Origin of the sequence: Mesorhizobium sp. M4A.F.Ca.ET.020.02.1.1 (genome assembly GCF_004022645.1) — a bacterium.
Lineage (GTDB): Bacteria > Pseudomonadota > Alphaproteobacteria > Rhizobiales > Rhizobiaceae > Mesorhizobium.
The window spans coordinates 1-2798 of record NZ_RZOI01000758.1; the positions used below are offsets into that span (position 1 = coordinate 1).

General features: G+C 64.8%; 3 protein-coding genes. All 3 read right to left on the reverse strand.

What is annotated here, in order from left to right:
* The coding region (locus tag EN742_RS30590) for an ABC transporter permease (RefSeq protein WP_148670370.1) at positions 1 to 595 on the reverse strand (595 nt) is incomplete at its 3' end.
* Positions 592 to 2094 (reverse strand): sugar ABC transporter ATP-binding protein, encoded by a 1503-nt coding sequence (locus tag EN742_RS30595; RefSeq protein WP_126057349.1) that lies wholly within the window; start codon positions 2092 to 2094, stop codon positions 592 to 594. The genes EN742_RS30590 and EN742_RS30595, both read right to left, overlap by 4 nt.
* A 147-nt stretch (positions 2095 to 2241) precedes the next feature.
* A partial coding sequence (locus EN742_RS30600; RefSeq protein WP_148670371.1) for a substrate-binding domain-containing protein occupies positions 2242 to 2798 on the reverse strand: 557 nt, incomplete at its 5' end.

Below are 2798 nucleotides of genomic sequence, written 5' to 3' on the forward strand. Positions count from 1 at the left end.
CGAACCAGCCGATCGCGATTACCAGCACCGCGACAAGGAAGATCGAGGGCAGGAAGCCGCCGATGATCAGATTGCCGAAATCGACGAAGCTTTGCGGCAGGCCGGTGATGGTCGAATTGTCGCTGACCACGCGGGCCGCGCCCGCGGCCATGTTGAGCATGCCGAGCGTGACGATGAAGGACGGAATCTTCCAGCGCGTCGAAATCCAGCCGTTGAGGAAGCCGCAGGCAGCACCGGTCGCCATGCAGGCGATGAGCGCCAGCGTGATCGCCGCCGCCGGCGACAGGCTCTCGTTGATCATGATGGTGGCGCCCACCACCGTGCAGAGCGCCAGCACCGAGCCGACCGAAAGGTCGATGCCGCCGGTGAGGATGACGAAGGTCATGCCCGCGGCCAGAACCGTGTTGATGGCGATCTGAACGAAGATCTTGAGCGCGTTGCCCGGCGTGGCGAAATAGGGCGCGCTGATGGAGAAGAAGATCGTAATCAGCACCAGCGCCAGGAGCACGCCGGCGTCGCGGATGAGAAAGCGCAGGAATTTCGCCCTGCCGGGGGAAACAGGCGCCGACACGACAGCCTCGGACGTCTCGCTCATGGTCTCACATACTCCTGATAGGCGAGCGACAGGATGCGCTCCTGGTCGAATTCGGCGCGCGGCACCTCGCCGACTATTCTGTTCTTGGAAAAGACGATGATGCGGTGGCACATGCCCATCAGCTCGGGCAGGTCGGACGACACCATGATGATGCCTTTCTGCGCCGCCGCCAGCATCCACAGGAGCTGATAGATCTCGCGCCGCGCGCCGATGTCGACGCCGCGCGTCGGCTCGTCGAGGATCAGCGTCGAGGTGCCGCGGAACAGCCATTTGGCCAGCACCACCTTCTGCTGGTTGCCGCCCGAAAGGTTGCGCACCGCCTGCTCGATCGAGCTTGCCTTGACGCGCAGCTGGCCTACCAGGTCGGTGGCCGCCGCGGCTTCGGCCCTGCGGTTGACCAGCCCATGGCGCGAGACCTTGCCGAGATCGGTGATGGTGATGTTCTTGTCGACCGGCAGGTCGAGAAGCAGGCCCTGCCCCTTGCGGTCTTCGGTCAGCAGGCTCAAGCCATGCCGCACCGCATCCTTCGGCGCCGTGATCGCCACTGGCCTGCCGTCGATGGCGACGACGCCGTCAAGTTTCGGATCGGCCCCGAACAGCGCCCGCATGGCTTCCGTCCGGCCGCTGCCGACCAGTCCGGCGACGCCGAGGATCTCGCCATGTCGCACATCGAAGGAAATCGCCGGTGTCGTGGCGTCGCGCTTCAGGTTGCTGATGCTGAGCGCGACCTTGCCCGGCACGATCGCGGCATCGAAGCTGTATTCGTCGGCGATGTCGCGGCCGATCATCATGCGCACAAGGTCCGGAACGGTGAGGCCTTGCAGGTCGCGGGTCGCGACCAGCCTGCCGTTGCGCAGCACGGTGACCCGGTCGCCGATCTCGAACACCTCGTGCAGGCGGTGGGAGATATAAATGATAGTAACGCCCCTGGCCTTCAGCCGCTTGATGATGGCGAAGAGACGCTCGATTTCCGGTGGCGTCAGCGTCGCCGTCGGTTCATCGAGGACGAGAAGCTTGCTGTCATAGCTCAGCGCCTTGGCGATCTCGACCAGTTGCATCTGCGCGACGCCGAGCGCCTCGACGCGCGTCCTTGGATCGATGTCGAGCCCGACCTCCTTGAGCAGGGCCAAGGCGCGCCGGTTGAGCGCCTTGCCGTCGACGATGCCGAAGCGACGGCGCGGCAGGCTTTCCAGCATCAAATTCTCGGCGATGCTGAGATAGGGCAGCAGGTTGAGCTCCTGATGCACGATGCGGATGCCGCTCTGCTGCGCATCGTGCGGCGTCTTCGGCTGATATGGCGCGCCGTTGAAGGCGATCGCGCCGCCGTCCGGCCGGTAGATGCCGGCCAAAAGCTTGATCAGCGTCGACTTGCCGGCACCGTTCTCGCCCAGGATGATGTGGGTTTCGCCGCGCGCGATCGACAGCGACACATCGCTCAGCGCGACGGCGCCGGGGAAAATCTTCCCGACCCCTTCAAGGGAAAGAATGACGTCGTCCATGCGGCATGATCCTGATTGCGCTCTTCTACCGCATAATCCGGCAGGAGCGCGCGGTCATCGCCGCCGGAATTGCCGGGCGGCGATGACAAGGCGTGCGGGGCGGAGCGACGGCGCCAGCATTTGAGATGCTGGCGCCGTTGCGCTGCCTCAGGCGGTGACCAGCTTGATGTCGGTCTTGACCCAGCCGGAGAACTTCTCGCCGGCGAGCTCGCGCAGGCCGTAGTCGATGCCGAGGGCCGCCATCTGCGCGCCATACTGTTCGACCGTGGCCAGCATCTTGCCTTCCTTCAGCAACGGCCCGACCGCCGGGATGTTGTCGAAGCCGACCACCTTGATCTGGCCGGACTTGCCGGCCGCGTCGATCGCCTTGACGACGCCGAGCGCCATCGAATCGTTGGCCGCCATCACGCCCTGGATGTCGGGGTACTGGGTCATGAAGTTGGTCATCAACGTGTTGGCTTCCTCGGTCTCCCAATGCGCCGTCTTCGAGTCGAGCAGATCGAGGCCGTGCTCCTTCACCGCATCGTCGAAGCCGAGCTTGCGCTCCTTGGCGTTGTCGGCTTCCGGATTGCCCTCGAGGATGACCACCTTGCCGCCCTTGCCCAACGCCTTGCCCAGCGCATCGCCGGCGAGCTTGGCGCCGGCGCGGTTATCCGGACCGAAGAAGGCGAGGTCGATGCCGGCCTTCTTCTTGGCTTCGGCAT

What these genes read in the sequence shown, in the direction of transcription:
- EN742_RS30595 (WP_126057349.1), bottom strand. Translation starts at nt 2,094, where the DNA reads ATGGACGACGTCATTCTTTCCCTTGAAGGGGTCGGGAAGATTTTCCCC.